The sequence below is a fragment of the Actinoplanes sp. NPDC051537 genome (genome assembly GCF_055586105.1).
Genome location: NZ_JBVJIU010000017.1, coordinates 138592 through 156274, shown reverse-complemented (window position 1 = coordinate 156274; position 17683 = coordinate 138592). Strand labels below are relative to the sequence as shown.

The following is a 17683-nucleotide window of genomic DNA, read 5'->3' as shown; positions in this document are numbered from 1 at the left end:
CTGATCAACTCGCTTTCCGGATCAGGGGCAGCAGGATCTCGTCGACGATCTCGCGGATCGACTCCTCGGAGGCCGGCCGCATGGTCATCAGCAGGTCGTGCCGCAGCAGGTCGCCGGGGAGCGCCCGGATGCGCGGGGTGAGCCGGTCCGGGTCGATCTCGCCGCGCTCGATGCCCCGCGCGATCACGACCTCGAAGCCGAACGGTTGCGCCCGGGCCGCCAGGAACTCCTCGCGCAGCTCGGCCGGGGTCGTGCCGGTCTCGGCGAAGTACTCGCCCATCTGCACGCTGAACAGCGCCACCAGCTCGGTCCGCCGCTTCGCGACGTCGTGCAGCAGGGTGATCAGGTCGTCCCGGAAGGTTCCGGTGTCCGGCACCCCGACGATCTCGTTGCGGCTGAAGTGCCGGATCGCGGCGATCGCCAGGTCGGAGCGCTGCGGCCAGCGGCGGTAGATGACCGGGCGGCTCGTGCCCGCCCGCGCCGCCACGCCCTCGACGGTGAAGCGCGCGTACCCGACCTCGGTGAGCTCGCGCCACGCCGCCTCGAGCAACGCCGCCTCGAGCTCGGCCCCGCGCCGCCGCGTCTCGCCCGCCATTAGATGCACCACCGTATCTTATTGACGTTTCGTCCTCGTCAGGGTAGTCCTAGATACAGACCTGTATCTTAACCTCGGGGGTAGGTCATGACCACGACCACTGCTCGTCAGCGCCTCGACCCGGCGCTCGTACGCCTCGCCCTGGTGATGCTCGTCGGCGTTCTCGCCGTCGTCTTCGACACCACGATCGTCAACGTCGCCCTGGACACGCTCGGCCGCTCGCTCGGGGTCGGCGTCGAGACCGTCCAGTGGGTGACGACCGGCTATCTGCTCGCGCTGGGCGTCTCCGTGCCGGTGACCGGCTGGCTGATGGACCGCTGGGGCGGCAAGCGCGTCTGGATGGTCGCGCTGGCCATCTTCCTGGCCGGCTCGATCGGCGCGTCGCTGGCCGCCGGCGCGCCCACGCTGATCGCGTGCCGGATCGTGCAGGGCGTCGGCGGCGGCCTGATGCTGCCGGTGATGACGACCCTGCTGGTGCAGGCGGCCGGCGGCCAGATGCTGGGCCGCGCGGTGGCCCTGATCTCGATGCCGATCGTGGTCGGCCCGGTGCTCGGCCCGTTCATCGGCGGCCTGATCGTCTCCCACCTGTCGTGGCGCTGGATCTTCTGGGTCAACGTCCCGTTCTGTGTCGCCGGCCTGCTGCTCGCCTGGCGTTTCATGCCCGCACTCCCCGGCACCCGCCGCGGCCGCCTCGACGTGGCCGGCCTCGCCCTGATCACGCCCGGCATCGCGGCCGTGGTCTACGCCTTGTCCCGCGCCGCGGACGGCTTCGGCCGCCCCGCCGTGCTCGTCCCGCTCGTCGCGGGCGTGGCTTTCCTGGCGGCGTTCACCGCCCGAGCCTGGCGGCAGGGCGGGACGGCCCTGGTCGACGTACGCCTGTTCCGCATCGGTTCGTTCTCGGCCGCGAGCGCGTTGCTGTTCCTCAGCGGTTTCGCCCTCTACGGCGGCATGCTGCTGGTGCCGCTCTACTTCCAGCAGGTGCGCGGCGCGTCCGCCTTCGCCGCCGGCCTGCTGATCGCCGCCCAGGGCGTAGGCGTCCTGGCGAGCCGCAGCCTGGCCGGTTCCCTGACCGACCGCATCGGCGCCCGCTGGGTGACCTTCGTCGGCCTGGTGGTCGTGGCCGTGGCGACGGTCCCGTTCGCCCTGGCCGACGCCCACACGAGCCGCTGGTGGCTGGTCGCATCCTTGACCGTCCGCGGCGTCGGCCTGGGCGCCGTGACCGTGCCCGTGATGACCTCGGCGTACGTGGGCCTGGACAAGCCGTCGGTGCCGCACGCCAGCATCATCACCCGCGTGGCCCAGCAGATAGGCGGCTCCTTCGGCACCGCTGTGCTTGCCGTGATCCTCTCCCGTTCGGTTGCCTCGCACCCGGTCGGGTCTGCCTTCGAGGTCAGTTTTTGGTGGTCGATCGGCTTCACGGTCGCGGCGTTGTTCCTGGCGTTCCGGTTGCCGTCGGCCGCTCCGCGGTGACCGCTCGGCGGTGAGGTCTGCATTCACGGCGACAGAACGGGATGGGCCTTTTCCGCCACCGGCGCCCAGCTCCCGGACCTCGAAGGAACAATCGACTGGTCGAGGGGCAGCTACGGCCAGACGGCCGGATTCGGTTTCCAAGTTGAAGCCTCGGATGCCGAATCTGTGAAAGACCTCAAGGGACCCTTCAACTACCACGAAGGCTCCCTTCGGTCCGGTCCAGGCCGGCTACGCCTGGAGGGCGGGCTCACACGGCCAGCCTGTCAACCCGGACTCGGGTGGTTGGCCCTGGTGAGTCGCGCACGAGCGTGAACCGGGTCGGCACAGCTATAGTGGGCGAAGGATATTCGGTGAGAAAGGGCAGCATTCCTCGAAAGGCCGTGCCGGCCCGGACACGCCCGCACTTTCCGAGAGGGGCCTGCGGGAGTAGAAGATGAAGAAGAACGCCTGCTCCGCCGACAAGCCTCGCTGACATGCCCCACCGCCTGACGGTCATAGCAGTCGGATGGGTCATCATCGGTGGCATCATGATGTGCGGTTCGGGATTCGAGCTGATAACGGCCTGGAAGGCCACACACGGCCGCGGCGTCACCGGCACGTTCACCCTGACCCAACTGGACGGGTGCGATCGTTACCAGCCGCCGCGGCAACGGTGCGCATGGCAGGGGTACTTCCGCAGCGATGACGGCAGAACCATCGCCCGGCATACGACTTTGGACGGATTACAGCCGGGTGCCCAGGTCGGCGACACCGTTCGCGCCCGCGACGTCGCCCGTCAGATCTTCCGCATCGACGACACGCAGAGCTGGCGGCAGCCGGCCGCATTCCTGGCCGTGTCCTCCGCCGCATTCCTGGTCGGAGTCATCGTTCTGAAACCCTGGACGTGGCGCAGCCGACTCCGACGTCGGCGTTCGCGCTAACCGGCACTCAGGCCGAAAGTCAAGCCAGGCATACCTTGCAGGTCCCGTCCTCCTTTGCCATAAAAGCTCTTAACACGCTCTCTGGTCGGTTCAGTTGATCAACCTGCGCCGGCAAATCAAGACGCAGGCGAGGCTGACCACGCTGTCGTGGATGTCGAGTCTGCGTTCCCAGCACACGGCGAGCCGGCGGAACTGATGCAGCAGGGCGAAGGTCTGCTCCACGACGTAGCGCAGCTTGCCCAGGCCCTTGATCCCGGTGGTTTTCGGCTTGGGAATGATCGGTGCCGCACTGCTGTAGGCCGTGTCGGCCAACAGGGTGGCGAAGCGGCGCCGGGGTCGTCCCGGCCGGTAGCAGTCGAGCAAATCAACAGCGCGTTTGATGTCGGGTACGTTCGCGCCGCTGGTCGGCACGTAGATCGGGGTGCCGTCGCCGTCGCAGATCAGATGATGCTTCGAGCCGGGTTTCCCGCGGTTGACCGGCGACGGGCCTGTTCCGACACCCCCCTTTACGCGTCGATGTGACTGCCGTCCATCGCCGCTCTCGACCAATCGATCCGGAAGCGAAGCCGAGTTCCTGCGGCAGATCTTCCCAGCCGATCCCGGTATGCAACACGAACAAGATGCCCTGCAGGCACAGCCTGTCCGGGACCGGCCGCGGCCCCGGAGCCTTGTCCGGCCACGGCGTCAGCGCCGGCTCGATCAGCTTCCACAACTCGTCATCGACGACCCATGCCTTGCTCACGACAACCGAACGAGACTGGTCTTCACCTCGCAGCGCTGGTCAACATCGATTCAGCAGATCGTGTTAGGACCTTTTAAGTCCCGCCGTTCGCGTGCCCGTTGTCCGCAAGTTCCCGTGGTCACGGGCCTGAACTCCGCAAGTCGCGCGCTGTTCGCAAGTCGCGCTGTTCACAAGTCCCGCCGTCCGCAGGCCCGCCCTCCACTGGGGGAGGCCCCCGCTGGCCATTGTGGCGGATAAGCTGGGACTTCGCGCGAACCGGCGGCTCAGCTTGTGGACAACTCGCCGATGTGGAAAACGCGCAATGATCGGCGGAACGTGCTTCAGCCCGGCCCGAGCAGCTCACCTCGGTAAGCGATGAAGAATTCGTGCGCCGAGCGAGCACGAATTCTTCATCGCTTACCGCGAGAGCGGGAACGGGAACGGGAGCGAGAAGGGAGCAGGAACGGGAACGGGAACGGGAACGGGAGCGGGAACGGGAGCGAGACCGAAAGGGAAGCCAGCCCAGCCACCCCGGCGCCCCCCCATCCGCGGCTATGGCTGCCCGCCGCCGTCGCCCTGTTCGTCGGCACGGATGCGGGCGTGCAAATGCATGTCGTGGCGCCCGTCAGCGTGCACCGCCTCGCTGCGTTTCGTTCCCTCCAGGCGGAACCCGGCCTTCGAGGCGACGCGGCACGAAGCACCATTGCGGGTCGAATGGCTCAAATGCAACCGGTGGAAACCGGCCTCCCCGAGAGCCCACGTGGCGATCGCACCCAGCGCTCGCGGCGCCACGCCGTGGCCGCGGGCGGTGGGCAGCGTCCAATAGCCGCAACCGGCCAGGCCGTCGTCGAGGTTGAGGCTTCCGATGGCCATCCGCCCGAGCACCGTACGGCCGGCATGGGTCACCGCCCAGCTGGCTCCCTTCTCGGTCGCCCAGTTCTCGCGGTAATTCGCGAACCACTCCCGCACCTCGTCCTCGGACACCGGCTGCCGCGGGTGCCAGTGGCGGATCACCGGGTCCTGGTACGCCGCGAGGAAGGCCGGCGCGTCGGACGGCTCCCACGGGCGCAGGACGAGGCCCCCGGCCGCGGCCAGTACCGGCTGCGGGTGGGCGGCGAGGGCGCCGGCGGGGACGGCGGGCGGCGTGGCGAGAGGACAGATGGTCAGGCCGAGTCTCGAGCGGCCGCGGCCCGCAGGGTGGCGGCGGTGTTCTCGGTCAGCGGGTCGCCGTGGCCGAAGCACGCGATGCGCGGGGACAGGGCGGCCTGGCGGCGGAACGAGGCGAGCGCGGCGGGCGGATCCGCGTTGAACACGCCCAGCATCGTCTCGCCGGCGAAACCCCGGGCGATGCTGTCGCCGGCGAAGAGGACTCCCGGCTCGGGCAGGTGGAAGGCGACGCTGCCGGGTGTGTGGCCGGGCACGGCGACGCAGACGGCCCGGACGCCGCCGCCCAGGTCGATCTCGTCGCCGTCGTCGACCTCGTGATCGACGTCGACGGGGGCGACCGGCGCCGCACCGGCATTGCCGGCGGCGATCTGGGCGTGCAGCTCCCGTTCCCAGTCCGAGGTGAGGATGGGGGGCGGGCCGGCCTCCAGGCCCCTGATCATGGGGGCGTCGTGGCGGTGGGCGTACACCTCGATGTCGCCCCAGGTTTTGATCTCCGCGGCCGAGCCGGTGTGGTCGCCGTGGAAGTGGGTCAGCAGGATGCGGCGCAGCGAAGCGGGGCGATGGCCCAGCGCGGCCAGTGCGGCCGCGATGGCCGGCGCCGAACCGGGCACGCCGGTGTCGATCAGCGTCAGGCCGGACGGGGAGTGCCAGAGATAGGCGTGGCCGACCGGGAAGGGCAGCATGATCAGCGAGGGCGAGAGCGGGCGCGCGTTCATGTGATCACGACCTTTACCGGGCCCAGTCGCAGGGTGCCGTCGTCGAGGGGCGTGCAGCGGACGCCGCCCTTGCCTCGCAAAGCCTTCCATGCTCCGGGTCCGACCGTCACGTCCATCCAGGCGCACGGGTGAGCCTTGCGGTTCACCTGCAGGCGGACCGGGCCGTCGCCCGAGTCGAGGGACAGGATCCGGCCGACCAGGTCGTCGACGGGGATGCCGGTGACCAGGATGTTGCGGCGGACCGCCGCCAAGCCTGTGCCGAACGGCAGGGACTCCTGGGCGATCACCGTCACGCTCGCGTCGTGGTGGGCCGGCTTGCCGAAATAGCGGTCGCCGACGATGCCAAGGCCGGCCCTGATGCGTACGGCCGAGACCAGCTCACCCGGAGGAGCAGGCGCGGGACCGTCACCGGGCCGTCCCTCGAACCGATGAACACCGGAGGCGAGCAACTCGACGATCGACGGCACGCCGGAAGTCTAATTCCCGACACCCAACGGCTCGACCAGGCCGAACGCTTGGTCACAGGTTAACGACATGACTCTCTCAGGTGAAGGACGTCATACCGCACCGTTGCGGGCATCTGCGAAGATCGCAGGCCGGTCACCGAAACGGATCTTCAAAACCGACAAATAGTTCCGCTCGGATCGCACAGCCGGGGCCGGGGGGAGGGGCGCGCGATGAGTCTGCTGACGGAGGAGACCACCGGCGAATCGGTCGCAGGCGTTCGGCGGAGGTCCGCCGTCCGGCGCGCGCTCTACGAGATCCTGCTCGTCGCGGTGCTGTTCATGGCGTACAAGGTCGGCCGGGTTGCCGCCGACGGGCATGTCGGCGAGGCCCTCGAGAACGCGCAGAACGTGTGGCGGCTCGAACGGCTGCTGCACCTGCCGAGCGAGTACGGCCTGCAGCAGGCGGTTATCGGCCAGGAGTGGCTGATCAAGATCGCCAACTGCTATTACGCGTACGTCCACTTCCCGGCGACCGCCGCCGCTCTGATCTGGCTCTACGTCCGGCGTCCGGAGCGTTACGTGGCCACCCGCCGGCTGCTCGCCTGGCTCACCGCGTCCTCCCTGGTCGTGCATCTGCTGTTCCCGCTCGCGCCGCCGCGCATGCTCTCCGCCGTCGGCATGCTCGACACCGGCCGGCTGTTCGGCCCGGCGGTCTACGGCTCGCCGAGCAGCGACACGCTCACCAACCAGTACGCGGCGATGCCGTCCCTGCACGTCGGCTGGGCCCTCGCGGTGGCGATCGCGCTGATCGGCGCGACCAAGGGCCGGTGGCGCTGGCTGTGGCTGGCCCACCCGGTGATCACATTGCTGGTGGTCGTCGCCACCGGCAACCACTACTGGCTCGACGCCCTGGTGGCGACGGCGCTGCTCGGCCTGGTCGCCTGGGTTCTCTCCGGTCGCGCGGCGGCCACGTTGCGCGCGTCGCAGGCCGCCATTCCGAAACCCCGAGTAGGCGAGAGCTGATCAGAGGCAGACGCCGGTGCCTTCCAGGACGCCTTTCCGGTACGCGGTGATACGGTCGAACGCCGAGGGACCGGCCCCGTCGCCGGCGCGCCCGAAGGCGAGCAGCGCGGCCACCGCCTCGTCCAGGTCACCCGGCGAGAGCCGTACCCCCTTGTTGGTCTCCTCGTCCCGGGTGAGCAGGTCGTTGGTCCACGAGCCGGCCAGGCAGTCGACGGTGAGCTGACCGGCCTTGTCGCGGGTCGACTCGCCCCGCTGCACCTGGGCCGCCCGGGCGAACAGGTCGCCGAGCAGCATGCCGATCGCGAAGTCCCCGATCCGGTCGTAGAGGGTCGGCCCGAGGTCGGCGTTGTCGAAGGCCACGAACCCGCCGGCCGGGCAGTAGAACGCCGCGCCGTCGGCGGTCGCGTCCGGGTCGTCGCAGTCCGGCGGCGAGCCCGCCTCGAACGCCTCCACCTTCACCGGCCGCCACGGCTGGTCGTCGGCCAGCTCGGGGAACGTCCGCGTCCAGTAGTTCTCGGCGTCCTGGGCGAGCAGGTTGACCGCGTCGGTGTACGGCAGGTCGCCGCCCGACTCCGCCTCCTCCCGGGTGCTGAACGGCACCTCGGTGACCACCAGGTTGTCGGCGTCGTACCCGGCGCACGTCTTCGGGCCCTGCTGGATGCCCTCCTGGAACGCCCGGATCCGGTCGAACGCGTTGCCGTGCGCGCCCTCGGCGACGGCCGGCGTGCCCGGCTGGTCGCGCAGCATGAGCAGGCCGGCCACGGTGTCGTCGAGCTGGGCGGGCGTGACGTTCTTGAACGCGGCCGAGTGACCGGCCTGCACGTCGGCGAGCCACGCGCCGGCGAAGCAGTCGGCCTGCTGCTCGAGCACGACGGTGGGCTGGTCGGTGTCGCCCAGCCGGGCCTGGACCGCGTGCCCGTACTCGTGCGCCATCACGACCCCGACCAGCAGCGGTCCGAAGTCCTCCTGGAGCTGCGGGATCAGGACCTGCGCGTCCCACGCGATGTAGTCGCCGTCCGGGCAGTAGAACGCATTCGGCTGATAACCCGCGGACTGCCCACCGCAGTCGGGGGGCGGGGTCCTTTTCGTGTACGGGTGGAAGCCGCCCCGTACCGGCCGAAAGATCTTGCCCGCGGCCAGCTTGGGAACTCGCCCTTCCAGTAGCGCTCGACGTCGGTCAGCGACCGGGTGACCACGTCCGACGACGGTTTGGTCGCCTTGGTGGTCGGCGCCGCCTGCTGGTCGTCGGGCGTGGGCGCGAGCCCGCACGCGGCCGCGACCACCAGAGCCACCGCCACTGCCCCGATCCGCACCGCCCGCATCGAGTCTCCTCTCGCCCCTTGCGTTGTTCCCCACCTCACAGATAGCCAATCGTCGCAACCCCGCCGCGCTAGCGTTCCGCCATGCGGGTGAGTCTCCGGTCACGGCAGGGCGGGCGCCGGGTCGATCTCGCCCTCGGCCTGCTGCTCGCCGTGGGCGCGCTGAGCGGCGTCGCGGCCAACACGATCGGGGTGAACTGGCCGCTCGACCTGATCCAGCTGCATGCCGCCGCGGCGCTGGCGATCCTGCTGCTCGCGCCCTGGAAGTACGTCGTGATCCGGCGCGGCCTGGGCAAGAAGCGCCGCGGCCGGGGCGCCAAGGCGCTGTCGCTGGCGCTGCTGTTCTTCGTGCTGGTCACCGTCGGCAGCGGCCTGCTCCACTCGACCGGTCGGGTCGAGTTCGTCGGCCCGCTCACGCTCATGCAGATCCACGTGGGAGCGGCCGTCGGCGCGCTGCTCGCGCTGGCCGGCCACTTCCTCGGGCACGCCGTGCGCCCGCGCCGGGCCGACGCCGACCGCCGGGCGCTGCTGCGGCTGGCCGTGCTCGGGGCGGGCGCCGGCGTGGCCACCGCCGCCTGGGACACGGGCGCGGCGGCCGATCGGCGGTTCAGCGGTTCGGTCCCGAAAGAAGATCTCGAGGTCACGGCCTGGTTCGACGACGCGGTCCAGCGCCTCGACCCGGCGACGTGGACGGTCCGGGTGGGCGCGGCCACGCTCGACCTCGCCATGGTCAACGGCCTGCCGCACGAGCGCTTCGCCGCGGTGCTCGACTGCACCAGCGGCTGGTACAGCGAGCAGCACTGGGACGGGGTCCGGCTGAGCGCGGTGCTGGCCGCCGCCGGCACGCCGATGACCGGCAAGCGCAGCGTCGAGGTCCGCTCGGCCACCGGTTACGCCCGCTGGTTCGGCGCCGGCACCCTGGACGACGTGTGGCTGGTGACCGCCGTCGGCGGCGAGCCCCTGACCTACGGCCACGGCTTCCCGGCCCGCATCGTGGCCCCGGGCCGCCGCGGCTTCTGGTGGGTCAAGTGGGTGACGTCGATCCAGCCGTCGAGCCGCCCGCCCTGGGCTCAGTCGGTGTTCCCGCTGACCTGAGGGCGGCGCCATTGGAGCATGGCGGCGGTGGCGTCGTCGCGGAGCTCGCCCTCCTCGTACGAGATGATCGCCTGCACCAGACGCCGCATGGTCTCCGGCGCCGGGATGCCCTGGTTGAGGGCGTCCAGCAGGAAATCGCCGAGCTTCTCGACGCCGAAGAGCGTGCCCGACGCGTCGCGGGCCTCGGTGATGCCGTCGGTGTAGAGGACGAGCGTGTCGCCGGGCTCGAGCTGGGTCTCGATCACCCGCGGCGGCCGGCCGATCATGTGGCCGAGGCCGAGCGGCAGCGTGTTGGGCGCCGGCAGCTGCGGGAGGGCCCGGCCGGCGCGCAGGAACAGCTCGGCCGGGTGCCCGGCGCTGACCCGGCGGTAGACGCCGGTGGCGATGTCCAGCTCGGCCACCAGCGCGGTGACGAAGGCGCCGGGATATTGGGCGTGGATCCACTTGTCCAGCGACCGGCACGTGTCGGCCAGGGAGAGCCCGGACCGGCGGGCGTTGCGGTACGTGTTCAGCGTCAGCGTGGTCAGCGCGCTGGCGCTCATGCCGTGGCCGACCGTGTCGAACAGCGCCACGTGCAGGGCGTCGGCGTTGGCCGCGTAGTCGAACGCGTCGCCGCCCACCTCGTAGCAGGGCTCGAGCACGGCGGTGACGATCGTGCCGTCGACCGCGAAGGTGAGCGGCGGCAGCTGGTTCCAGATGATCTCCGCGGCCAGTTGCATGGGCAGTCGCCGGCGGGTGTGCTCGACCGCGTCGCCGTAGAAGCGGCGGCTCGCGATCAACTCGGCGACCAGCGCCGCGATGATCTCGAGGTCGTGCCGGTCCGACTCGGTCGGGCGGCCCTTGACCCGCAGCTCGAGGACGCCGAGCCGCTCGGCGCCGTGCAGCAGCGGAAGCCAGAGGAGCCCGTCGTCGTGCCACTGCTGCCGGGCACTGGTGAAGGCGCGGCCGGCGAGCGTCTCCTCGACCGACAGCGACTCGGCGTCGGGTGCGCTCCCGTGCAGCGGGTGCAGGGCGACCTGCCCGTAGTCGATCAGCAGCACGGTGGCCGCGTCGGCGTCCAGCAGCGGGGCCGCCGCCGTGAGCACCGCGGGCAGGTCCTCGGCCCGTCCGCGGTGCCGCAGATCCATGAGCCGGCGTACGGCCTCCATCGGCGCGAGCATCGAATCCCATCCTGCCCTGCGCGGCGCGGAAGGGCGAGTCAGCCCTTGATCGCCCCCGCCGTCATGCCGGCCACGATCTGCCGGTTGAAGAACAGATACATGATCAGCGGCGGGATCGTGATCAGCAGGATGTTCATGAACAGCAGGTTGTACTGGGTGTTGTACTGGCTCGCGAAGTTGTAGAGGGTGAGCTGCACGGTCGCGTTCTGGTCGCCGGGCAGGAAGTACAGCGGGTTGGTGAAGTCGTTGAAGACGAAGACCGACTGCACCACGATCGACGTCACGATCACCGGCCGGAGCAGCGGCAGGATCACCCGGAAGAACAGGCGCATCGGGCCGGCGCCGTCGATGATGGCGGCCTCGTCGAGCTCCTTCGGGATCGTGCCGATGAAGGCCCGGAACAGCAGGATCACGAAGGCCAGGCCGAAGGCGACCTCGACCAGGATGAGGCCCGGCATCGTGCGGAACAGCCCGAGCTTCTGCAGCACCCAGATCGTCGGCACGACCGCCGGCGGGATGATCAGCCCGGCCAGCACGAGGGCGTTGACCAGGACGTTCCACCGGCTGCGGCGCCGCTGGAGGACGAACGCGACCATCGCCCCGAAAACCACCATCAGGGTCACGCTGGCGACCGTGAGGATGGTGCTGTTGATGAACGCGATGATCAGCATGTAGTCACGGGCCTGAACCACGTCGATGAAGTTCTGCACCAGCAGGAACTGGTGCGGCCAGGAGAAGTCGAGCAGCGAGGCCTGCTGCCGGTCCTTGATCGCGGTCAGCAGGATGAACGCGAACGGCACCACGAACACGATGATCGACAGGACGATCGCCACGGCGCTGAGCAGGAAGTTCTTGCGGGGGCGGCGGGACATGATCGGCGGGGCGGTCACAGCTCCACCTCCTTGCGGTTGAGGAAGCGGGACAGCGGCAGCACGATCGCCGTCACCACGAGGAACAGCACCACGTTTCCGGCGGTGGACAGGCCGTAGAAGCCGGCCTGGTACTGCTTGTAGATCACCGACGCGATCACGTCGGAGGTGAAGCCCGGGCCGCCGCGGGTCATCGCCCAGATCAGGTCGAACGACCGCAGCCCGCCGATCAGCGACAGCGTGATCACGGTGACGGTCGCCGGCCGGGCCAGCGGCAGCACGATGTGCCGGAAGTTCTCCCAGGCCCCGGCGCCGTCGACGCGGGCGGCCTCGAAGTACTCCTGGGGGATCGAGACGATGCCGGCGATGTAGATCAGCGTCGCCAGGCCGACGCCCTTCCAGACGTCGACCAGGGCGACCGACAGCAGCGCGTACGACGGGTCGGTCAGCCAGCCCGGCCCCTGCACGCCGATCGCCGCCAGGGACTGGTTGATCAGGCCGCGCTCGGGGTTCATCAGGACCGTGAAGGTCAGGCCGACGCCGATCGTGGAGACCAGCACCGGGAAGAAGACCACCGAGCGCAGGTAGCCGCGGGCCATGATCTGCGAGGTGAGCAGGACCGCGAGCCCGAGGCCGAGCACGACCTTGAGGCTCGAGGTGACCACCGCGTAGATCAGCGTGTGCCAGAGGCTGCTGACCAGCGCCGGCTCCTGGAAGAACGTCACGTAGTTGTCGAACCCGATGAACTTCGAGTCGAAGATGCTCCACCGGGTGAGGCTGAAGTAGAAGGCGATCAGCGTCGGCACGATGAAGAGCACGCCGTAGATCACGGCGGCGGGGACATAGAACCAGTGGGGGTACGGGCTCTTGGCCCGCACCCGGCCCGCCACGGACGCGTCGCTGCGCGTCCGGGCGGACCGGGTCACGGTGGTGGTCACTCCGATTACCAGCCCGACAATCCGAGCTGCTGAGCCTGCTTCTTCACGTCCTCGTCATACAGCTTCGCGCCCGCGTCCGCCTTGCGGATGCCGGAGCCGACCTCGACACAGATCTGCTCGAGCGCCGGGCCCTTGACCGGGGAGAGGAACTCGAGGGCGAGGTTGGAGCTGCCGCTGTCGATGTACGTCTGCATGTCCTTGACCGCCTGCGGAACCGAGTCCGGCAGGGTGCAGCCCTTCACCGCGTACGGGCCGGTGGGCTGGGTGGCGGCGGTCTGCGAGGCGCAGCCGTCCGGGGTGGCGATGTACGCGACGAACTTCTTGGCCGCGTCGAGCTTGGCGCCGGTCGTGGTCTTCGGGATGTAGACGCCGCCCGGGGCCCAGACGGTCAGGTTGTTCTTCGCCGCGTCGGTGCCGGGGATCGCGAACAGGCCGATCTTGTTCTCGGTGCCCGGGTTGTCGGCGATCAGCTGGCTCAGCATGGCGGACAGGATCGGGTACTGCGCGCCCTTGCCCTGGGCGAGGTAGCGCAGGGCGTCCGGGAGCTTGGCCGAGGCGAAGTCCTTGTTCGCGTAACCGAGGTCGTGCACCTCCTGCAGGTGCTGGAAGCCGGCCAGGGCGGCCGGGGTGGTCGCGTACTTGGCCTGGTTCTTCGTGTACTTGTCGGCGAACTGCGGGTCGGCGGTGAGCACGTTGGCGAAGTCGCCGAGCACGAACAGCTGCGACGTCCAGGTCTCGCCGTACGACTGGATCACCGGGTCGACGCCGGAGTCCTTGATCTTCTTGCTGTTGGCGATGAAGTCGGTCCAGGTCTTCGGGGCCTGGAGGCCGAGCTTCGCGTACACGTCCTTGTTGTAGAGGATGGCGCCGGCCATGAAGCCGCCCATCGGCACGCCGTAGACCTTGCCGTTCGTGGTGACCGTGGTGGCGAAGTTCTTGTCGAGGTTGCCGATGTTCTGGGTGTCGTCGTACGGAACGAGGTTCTTCTCCGGCGCGAGCGCCTGGAAGAGCGAGCCCGAGTTGTACGCGAAGACGTCGCTCATGTCGCCGGTCGACAGCCGGGTCTTGACCAGGTTGTCGCCGTCGGTGCCCTGCGGCCGGCTCTCGACCTTGATCTCGATGTTCGGATTCTTCGCGGTGAAGTCCTTGACCAGCTGGTTGGCGACCTTGAGCGTCTCCTGCTGGTTGTCGACCAGGTACGAGATGCTGACCTTGCCGCCGCTCGAGTCGTCGCTGGAGCCGAGGCTGCCGGCCGAGCAGCCGGTCAGCGCCAGCGAGCCGGCGGCGAGCAGGGCGATCGCTATGTGGCGTTTTCTCATGTCAGTTACCTCCGGGGGAGTAGAGGGCGCGCATCCGGTCGGCGCCCGGGATGAAACCGTCCGCGGTGGCGGCGTCGACGACGGTGGTCGCCGGCGCGTCGAAGAAGGGCTTGAGGCGATCGGCGAGCGCGGCCTCGCCGGCCGCGACGCCCGATTCCACGGCGGCCGAGACCAGGCGATCCCAGCTGGGTTCGTGGTCCATCAACTGCCGGACGGTGCCCTCGGTGGTGGTGGGGCTTGCCTGGTGCCCGTACGGGTCGGCAGCTCGCCATTCGTGACGCCCGTGGCGTACGTGCCGCTCCTGGTCCTCCCCGGGGATCACCACCGTGGCCGTCGCACCCACCGGGACCACGACGGTGAGGTGCAGTTCGCCCCCCGAGCGTTCCCAGGCCACCGAGGCCTCGCCGTAGGGGGTCACGTGCCGGGCCGACGCGCTGGTCAGACGCGTGTCCGCCAGCGGCCGCACCTCGATCAGCTGGTAACCGGGGGCGCCCGGGGCCAGGCCCGCCACCCGCCGGTGCAGCCAGTCGGCGACCGCACCGAGCGCGTAGTGGTTGAACGAGGTCATCTCGCCGGGGTTGATCGAGCCGTCCGGGAGCATGCTGTCCCACCGCTCCCAGACCGTGGTGGCGCCCATGGTCACCGAGTAGAGCCAGGAGGGGCATCCGGTCTGGAGCAGCAGCCGGTACGCGAGATCGGGGTGCCCGGCGTCGGCCAGCGCGTCGGTCATCAGCGGGGTGCCGACGAACCCGGTGCTGATCCGGAACCCGGCCGCCCGCACCAGGTCGGCCAGTCGTTCGCCGGCGTTGCGGCGCTGCCCGGGGTCGGGAAGAAGGGCCCACTGCAGGGCGAGGGCGTACGTGGTGGCCGCGTCGCCGAGCACCCGGCCGCCCGGCGTCACGTACTCCCGGACGAACGCCTGCCGCACCTTGGCCGCCAGTTCGCCGTACTCGCGCGCGGTGTCGGCGTCCCCCGCCACCTCGGCCGCCAGCGAGACGATCTCGGCGCTCCGGGCCAGGTGCGCGGTGGCGATGACGTCGGGGTCGGCCTTGGCCCGGAACGGGTCCTCGGGCGGGGCGGTCGGGTCGAGCCAGTCGCCGAACTGGAAGCCGCCCGACCAGAGCAGGCTCGGCCCGGCCAGCGCGGCCATCCTGTCGACCCAGCCGCGCATGCTCGGCAGCTGCCGCTCGAGCAGGTCCCGGTCGCCGGTGCGCTGGTAGAGCACCCATGGCACGATGGTGGCGGCGTCACCCCAGGCGGCGGTGGCCGGCCCCGGGCGGCGGATCACATCGGGGATGACGTACGGGACGGAGCCGTCCTTCTGCTGCTCGGCGGCCAGGTCGGCGAGCCAGTTGCCGAGGAAGCCGGCGGTGTCGAACAGGAAGCTCGCGGTGGGGGAGAAGACCTGGATGTCCCCCGTCCAGCCGAGCCGCTCGTCGCGCTGGGGGCAGTCGGTGGGGACGTCGACGAAGTTGCCGCGCATGCCCCAGACGACGTTCTCGTGAAACTTGTCGAGCAGCTCGTGCGACGACGCGAACCACCCGGTCCGCCGGAGGTCCGTCCCGACGACGACGGCCTCGATGTCCTCTTTCCGGAACCCTGTTCCGCTTACCTCGGCGTACCGGAAGCCGTGGAAGGTCAGCTCCGGTTCGAGGGTCGTCTCTTCCGGCCCGGCGAGGACGAAGGTGTCGGTCGCCTTGGCCGTGCGCAGGGGGCGGACGCCGAGCTCGCCGTCCTCGAGCACCTCGGCGTGCCTCAGCGTGATCGTGTCGCCTTCGTTGCCGCCACGGATGGTGAGACGCACCCAGCCGACCAGATTCTGCCCGAAGTCGACGATCGTCTTGCCGCTGGGAGAGGTGATGATTTCCTGCGCGGGGAGAATCTCGGTGATCCGCACGGGCGGCCCATCGGGGGCGACCAGGACCGCGAGATCGGCATCGAGCACGTCGACCGCGCTGCCCGCGCCAGCGCTGCCCGCGCCCACGCTGCCGACCCCTCCCTTGCCCGAAATTTCGCGATAATCGGTGGTCTGGCCGTCATAGAGGTCGTCGGTGGTTATGTGGCTCGGGCGGGCGGTCCAGCTCCCGTCGGTGCTGAGCACGTGGACGCTGCCGTCCGCCGTCTCGACCTCCAGCTGGGCCAGAGCCGCCAAGCGGTCGCCGTAGACCGCGTGCCGGCCCTGGAAGCCGAGACGTCCCCGGAACCAGCCGTTGCCGAGCAGGATCTCCAGGCGGTTGGCGCCCGCCTTCACCAGCGACGTCACGTCGTGGGTCTGGTAGCGCAACCGGTGCTGGTAGGCGGTCCAACCCGGAGCCAGCTGCTCGTCGCCGACCCGGGCGCCGTTGATGCGGGCCACGTAGAGGCCGTGGGCGGTGGCGTAGAGGCGGGCCTTGACCACGTCGGCGGGCACGTCGATCTCGGCGGAGACGATGGGGGCCGGGTCGCCGATGCCGCCGATGTCGCGGGGGCTGACGAACCGGGCCGTCCAGTCGCTCGTGCCGAGCAGGCCGGCCTCGACGGTGGCGGGGGCCGACCAGTCGCTCCAGGTGGTGGCGTCGCCCACTCGTACGCGTACGGTCGCCTGCTCCTTGGAAGTCAAAGGAGTGCCCGGCCACGGCACCAGGATCTGCTCGCCCGACGCGAAGGAATGGGTCTCGGGCGCGCCGTCGCGGGTTGTCTCGATCTCGTAGCGGGCCTGCGCCCAGTCGTCCGGGGCCGCGGGGATCTGCCAGGACAGGCGCGGGGCCGCGATGCCGAGGCCCAGCACCGGACGGTCGGCCGGGTGGTGTTCGAAGCGGAGGTCGGTCGGTGCTGCTGAGGCGGGCATGGCGCTCCATTGCTGGCTTCAGATCGTGAAACGATTCAAGAACCGCTGTACAGAGATTGGTCACAATGTTTCGGGGGTATGGCGGGAAGGTTTCGCCTGCACCCGATCCTGCGGGGTGGCGCAGGTCACGACATAGCCCGAACTGAACCGGAGGTAGCACGAAATTCACCTCGGCGGTACGGTGCGGCATGGACGCCGACGTCTTCCCGGTGGAGCAGACCCGCACGTTGCTGCACTTCATCGACGGTTCGCTGGCGTTCGCGGGGCACTACCTGCACGAAGACGTCCACCCCATCCACACGCACAGCTTCGTCGAGATCGCCGTGGTGATGGGCGGCGAGGGCGCCCAGCGCAGCCTGGCCGGCCGGCAGCAGCTCGCGATCGGCGACGTGCTCGTGCTGCGGCCCGGCGTCTGGCACGGGTACGAGGACTGTGTCCATCTCGACCTCTACAACTGCTGCTTCTCGCCGGAGTTGCTGCGGCGTGAGCTGGCGTGGACGCGCGAGGATTCCCAGCTGGGACATTTGCTCTGGACCGGCCCGTACGCGGAACAGCGTCGCGGCATCCTGACCGCGCACCTGGCGGGGGACGCCTTCGCCGAGTGCGTCGAGCATCTGGAACGGCTGCACGACCTGCGCGGGGCGCCGTTGCCGTCGTATCGCGGCGATCTCATCGGGCGGCTGACGTTGTTCCTCAGCTGCCTGGCCCGGGCCATCGCGCCGGTGTCCGCGGAGGGGCCGAGCGAGACCCATCCGGCGGTGCTGGACGCGATGCGGCTGATGGAGGAGAAGCCGGCGTACCACTGGACGCTGACCGAGCTGGCCACCGCCCTGCACGTGGCGCCGGGCTATCTCGTGCGGCTGTTCAAGTCGGCCACCGGGCTGCCGCCGATGGCGTACCTGTCCCGCCAGCGGGTCGAGCTGGCGGCGGCCCAGTTGCTGCACACCGATCACCCGATCAACCGGATCGGCGAATCGGTCGGCTGGCCCGACCAGAACTACTTCGCCCGGCGGTTCAAGTCGCACTTCGGCCTGAGCGCGTCCACCTATCGGGCCCGCTTCACCAAGTCGCTGAAGCATGGTTTGAACGGGCATTGAT

General features: G+C 69.9%; 15 protein-coding genes and 1 pseudogene. 5 read left to right on the top strand and 11 right to left on the bottom strand.

What is annotated here, in order from left to right; genetic code table 11:
- Positions 1-4: 4 nt before the first annotated feature.
- Positions 5-595: a TetR/AcrR family transcriptional regulator gene (locus tag ACZ6TB_RS35895; RefSeq protein ID WP_465562373.1), complete on the bottom strand. Its 591-nt coding sequence runs from the start codon at positions 593-595 to the stop codon at positions 5-7.
- An 87-nt stretch (positions 596-682) separates the two neighbouring features.
- Between ACZ6TB_RS35895 and ACZ6TB_RS35890 the strand changes: the two genes are divergently transcribed.
- Together ACZ6TB_RS35890 and ACZ6TB_RS35885 are read left to right on the top strand one after the other, a co-directional pair.
- On the top strand, positions 683-2065 hold the full coding sequence (locus ACZ6TB_RS35890) for an MDR family MFS transporter (RefSeq protein WP_465562194.1): 1383 nt from the start codon (positions 683-685) through the stop codon (positions 2063-2065).
- A gap of 473 nt (positions 2066-2538) precedes the next feature.
- The gene (locus tag ACZ6TB_RS35885; protein WP_465562192.1) at positions 2539-2985 is read left to right on the top strand and encodes a hypothetical protein; all 447 of its coding nucleotides are present in this window, start codon (positions 2539-2541) and stop codon (positions 2983-2985) included.
- Between the two features lie 90 nt (positions 2986-3075).
- Here the strand turns inward: ACZ6TB_RS35885 and ACZ6TB_RS35880 are convergent.
- From ACZ6TB_RS35880 to ACZ6TB_RS35865, 4 genes and pseudogenes are all read right to left on the bottom strand, one after another.
- Positions 3076-3727: pseudogene (locus ACZ6TB_RS35880) on the bottom strand (transposase).
- Positions 3728-4258: 531 nt separating this feature from the next.
- Positions 4259-4777 (bottom strand): GNAT family N-acetyltransferase, encoded by a 519-nt coding sequence (locus ACZ6TB_RS35875; RefSeq protein WP_465562371.1) that lies wholly within the window; start codon positions 4775-4777, stop codon positions 4259-4261.
- Between the two features lie 92 nt (positions 4778-4869).
- Positions 4870-5589: an MBL fold metallo-hydrolase gene (locus ACZ6TB_RS35870; RefSeq protein WP_465562190.1), complete on the bottom strand. Its 720-nt coding sequence runs from the start codon at positions 5587-5589 to the stop codon at positions 4870-4872.
- The gene (locus ACZ6TB_RS35865; protein WP_465562189.1) at positions 5586-6056 is read right to left on the bottom strand and encodes a molybdenum cofactor biosysynthesis protein; all 471 of its coding nucleotides are present in this window, start codon (positions 6054-6056) and stop codon (positions 5586-5588) included. The genes ACZ6TB_RS35870 and ACZ6TB_RS35865 overlap by 4 nt, the downstream gene beginning before the upstream one ends.
- Positions 6057-6266: 210 nt before the next feature.
- On the opposite strand from ACZ6TB_RS35865, the gene ACZ6TB_RS35860 reads away from it, so the two are divergent.
- Positions 6267-7058: a phosphatase PAP2 family protein gene (locus tag ACZ6TB_RS35860; RefSeq protein WP_465562188.1), complete on the top strand. Its 792-nt coding sequence runs from the start codon at positions 6267-6269 to the stop codon at positions 7056-7058.
- Here ACZ6TB_RS35860 and ACZ6TB_RS35855 read toward each other — a convergent pair whose 3' ends face one another.
- On the bottom strand, positions 7059-8327 hold the full coding sequence (locus tag ACZ6TB_RS35855) for a neutral zinc metallopeptidase (protein WP_465562186.1): 1269 nt from the start codon (positions 8325-8327) through the stop codon (positions 7059-7061). It lies immediately after the preceding gene.
- 134 nt (positions 8328-8461) lie between these two features.
- Here ACZ6TB_RS35855 and ACZ6TB_RS35850 point away from each other — a divergent pair, with 134 nt between their 5' ends.
- On the top strand, positions 8462-9472 hold the full coding sequence (locus ACZ6TB_RS35850) for a molybdopterin-dependent oxidoreductase (protein WP_465562185.1): 1011 nt from the start codon (positions 8462-8464) through the stop codon (positions 9470-9472).
- On the opposite strand, the gene ACZ6TB_RS35845 is transcribed toward ACZ6TB_RS35850, so the two are convergent.
- Genes ACZ6TB_RS35845 through ACZ6TB_RS35825 form a run of 5 tightly spaced genes read right to left on the bottom strand, consistent with a single transcriptional unit; the run spans position 9448 to position 16585 of the window.
- Positions 9448-10632 carry a PP2C family protein-serine/threonine phosphatase gene (locus ACZ6TB_RS35845; RefSeq protein WP_465562184.1) on the bottom strand — a complete coding sequence of 395 codons (1185 nt, stop codon included), beginning with the start codon at positions 10630-10632 and terminating at the stop codon, positions 9448-9450. The two genes, ACZ6TB_RS35850 and ACZ6TB_RS35845, sit on opposite strands and share 25 nt — an antisense overlap.
- A gap of 38 nt (positions 10633-10670) precedes the next feature.
- Complete coding sequence (locus tag ACZ6TB_RS35840; RefSeq protein ID WP_465562182.1) at positions 10671-11522, bottom strand: carbohydrate ABC transporter permease; 852 nt, start codon at positions 11520-11522, stop codon at positions 10671-10673.
- Positions 11519-12439 (bottom strand): carbohydrate ABC transporter permease, encoded by a 921-nt coding sequence (locus ACZ6TB_RS35835; RefSeq protein WP_465562180.1) that lies wholly within the window; start codon positions 12437-12439, stop codon positions 11519-11521. Before ACZ6TB_RS35835 ends, ACZ6TB_RS35840 begins: the two co-directional genes overlap by 4 nt.
- A gap of 5 nt (positions 12440-12444) precedes the next feature.
- The gene (locus ACZ6TB_RS35830) at positions 12445-13758 is read right to left on the bottom strand and encodes an ABC transporter substrate-binding protein (protein WP_465562179.1); all 1314 of its coding nucleotides are present in this window, start codon (positions 13756-13758) and stop codon (positions 12445-12447) included.
- A 1-nt stretch (position 13759) separates the two neighbouring features.
- A complete protein-coding gene (locus ACZ6TB_RS35825; RefSeq protein WP_465562177.1) occupies positions 13760-16585 on the bottom strand; it encodes an alpha-L-rhamnosidase in 2826 nt (941 codons plus the stop codon).
- 188 nt (positions 16586-16773) lie between these two features.
- Here ACZ6TB_RS35825 and ACZ6TB_RS35820 point away from each other — a divergent pair, with 188 nt between their 5' ends.
- A complete protein-coding gene (locus tag ACZ6TB_RS35820) occupies positions 16774-17682 on the top strand; it encodes a helix-turn-helix transcriptional regulator (RefSeq protein WP_465562176.1) in 909 nt (302 codons plus the stop codon).
- The last annotated feature ends 1 nt before the right edge of the window (position 17683 follow it).